The 2,617-nt window shown below is 58.8% G+C and carries 4 protein-coding genes; all 4 read left to right on the top strand.

The window, feature by feature from the left end; translation table 11 throughout:
• Positions 1-1,065: indolepyruvate oxidoreductase subunit beta family protein (locus tag BKY26_RS19420; protein WP_071692026.1), on the top strand; the 1,065-nt coding region annotated here is incomplete at its 5' end.
• Positions 1,062-1,541 (top strand): acyl-CoA thioesterase, encoded by a 480-nt coding sequence (locus BKY26_RS19425; protein WP_083431531.1) that lies wholly within the window; start codon positions 1,062-1,064, stop codon positions 1,539-1,541. The genes BKY26_RS19420 and BKY26_RS19425, both read left to right, overlap by 4 nt.
• A 19-nt stretch (positions 1,542-1,560) precedes the next feature.
• The gene (locus tag BKY26_RS19430; RefSeq protein WP_071692027.1) at positions 1,561-2,034 is read left to right on the top strand and encodes a MarR family winged helix-turn-helix transcriptional regulator; all 474 of its coding nucleotides are present in this window, start codon (positions 1,561-1,563) and stop codon (positions 2,032-2,034) included.
• Positions 2,027-2,524 (top strand): MarR family winged helix-turn-helix transcriptional regulator, encoded by a 498-nt coding sequence (locus BKY26_RS19435; protein ID WP_071692029.1) that lies wholly within the window; start codon positions 2,027-2,029, stop codon positions 2,522-2,524. The genes BKY26_RS19430 and BKY26_RS19435 overlap by 8 nt, the downstream gene beginning before the upstream one ends.
• Positions 2,525-2,617 lie beyond the last annotated feature (93 nt).

The raw sequence follows: 2,617 nt of genomic DNA on the forward strand, positions 1-2,617 counted from the left end.
TTCGGAAGTCTAGCAGCCTCTCGCGCGCTGCCGTTTTCCGTGGAGGACTACCGTCTGGTCATCAACGCGAGCGGCAAGGGGGTGGCGGCAAGCCTGCGGGCCTTTGATGCGGCCCATGCCCGGACAGAGGCGGGGGAAACAGGCGGCGGCGACACGACGGGTGATCTCGACGCCTTATCGCCCCTTGCACCGCCCGCAACACTCCCGGATGCGCGAGCCAATGCGCTGTTGCAGCGGCTAAGATCGGAGCTACCCAAACCCGCCCGTCACATGGCGTTCCTCGGCCTTCGCAAGGTCGTCAATTTTCAGGACGCGGCCTATGGCGGAGAATATCTGGATATCCTTCGGGACATCGCCGCACAGGATCTTGACGCAGGCGGTGCGGCCAACGGGTTCCGCTTCACCGAAACCGCCGCGAAATATCTGGCCAACGCGATGGCTTATGATGACGTCATTCGGGTCGCCGATCTGAAAACCCGCGCCGCACGGCGAGCCCGGATCGCGGAAGATATGAACCTGGGTAAGGGCCAGATCCTGAGCACGACCGAATTCATGCATCCCCGGCTGGAGGAGCTTGCCTCGACCATTCCCGCAGGGCTTGCGCGGTGGCTGCATGGAAAGCCCCGGCTCTACGCCTGGCTCGACCGCCGCATCGACAAGGGGCGGCGGGTGCGCACCTATTCGCTTCGTGGCTTTCTGCTGCTTTACATGATGGCCGGGCTAAAACCCCTGCGTCGTCGCTCTCTGCGCCATATAAACGAGGTTGAACATCGCACCGCCTGGCTGTCAGAGGCCACTAAGGCGCTGTCGCACAATTACGATCTGGCGGTGGCCATCCTGTCGGTGCGGCGACTGATCAAGGGCTATTCCGACACCCATGATCGCGCCCATTCCAAGTTTGACCGGGTCATGCAGATGATCCGCACCATCTCGCATCGCGATGATGCCGCCGAATGGGCCGACAGGCTGCTGCGATCCGCCCTCAAGGACGGCAATGGGGACGATCTTGACGGAACCATTCAGACAATCCGCTCATTTACCGAGGAGACACAAGGCCCGACATGAACGTACAAGATAGCAGACGCCCGCTGACCCGAACCGACCTGCCTGCCGGGCTGTGGTCGGCGACGACGAAATTCCGGCACGGGCAATGTGACCCGGCAGGGATCGTCTATACACCCAAGTTCTTTGACCTCTTCAACCGGGTGATCGAGGAATGGTTCGACGATGTGCTCGGCATACCCTATCAGGAGGTGATCGGAACCCGCCGGACGGGGCTGGGATATGTCTCGGCATCGGCCACATTCTTCACCCCCTGCATGATGGGCGAGGAGGTGGAAATTCTTGTTGCGGTCAACAAGGTCGGAACCAAGTCCTACGGGCTGACCCTTCACGCCTTGAAGGATGGACAAGAGGCCCTGCGCGGGCATTTCGTCACCGTCACCACCGGACTGGATACTCACCAATCCATTGAAGTTCCCGCAGACATCCGTGACGCATTGCTGATCTATGCAAAAGCAAATACCTTAGCGACCGACTGAAGCGACATTCCTGGATGACATGGGCGAGACTGGCAAAAGCGATGCGAGACAACGCAACCAGACGCGGTTCTGGCTAAGCGTCCTTCGGCTGCACAGCGATATCTTTGCAGAGCTGAACAAGCGAATGCAGGACGAGGTCGGGCTAAGCCTTGCCAAGTTCGATGCCATGGCCCAACTGGCGCGGACCCCCGAGGGCATCAGCATGGGCCAGCTGTCAAGCGCATTGAAAGTGTCCAATGGCAATGTATCCGGCCTGGTGACTCGGCTGATCAAGGACGGTTTGGTCATCAAGGCCATGTCGACCGAGGACCGCCGGTCCTTTTCGGCCAGATTGACGGAAATCGGCGAGCAGAAATTCCTGATGGCACGCGATGCCCATAACAGCATCCTGGCCGACATTCTTCAGCAGGTTCCCGATGAAGAACTGACCGCTGCGAACACAGCACTGCGCGAAATCCTGGAGGAAATGCACGCGGGTGACGCCCTTGGCTGATAGCTACCCCACCCTCAATCCGAGCTTTCCGTTTCACAAGGCGGATGAACTCGATTCCTTTCTCCCCTATCTCCTGACCCGACTGACCCATATCTGGAGCTCGGAGCTGAACGCGATGCTGGCGGATCAGAAACTGCCCACCCCCAAGCTGCGGCTTCTTTCCAGCCTCTCTGCGCATGGAGAACTGACTGTTGGAGAACTTGCCGCCCTCGCCGTACTGGAACAATCCACCGCAAGCCGTACCGTTGACCAGCTGGTAGATGCCGGTTTGGCGAACAGGAGGATCTCGGAAACGGACCAGCGAAAGCGGACAGTCGTCCTGACCAGGAAGGGGGAACAGAAGCTCAGTGAAATCGCCCCATTGATCAACGATTTTCATGCGCGTCTGGTTGGGGGTATTGATCCCGACGATCTTTCGAAATGCGTTGATGTCCTGAACAGGATCCTGAATGCAAAGAAAGCCGAAAACACGATTGGAGAGTCGGGGTGAGAGCCTATTAATGACCCCATTGAACCCAGCAGATGTATTTCTCTGGCAGGTCAAATCTCGGTGAAAACACCGTGGAATGCCCCCTCTGAACTG

Origin of the sequence: Nioella sediminis, from assembly GCF_001879695.1 — a bacterium.
In the GTDB taxonomy this organism is placed as follows: Bacteria; Pseudomonadota; Alphaproteobacteria; order Rhodobacterales; family Rhodobacteraceae; genus Nioella; species Nioella sediminis.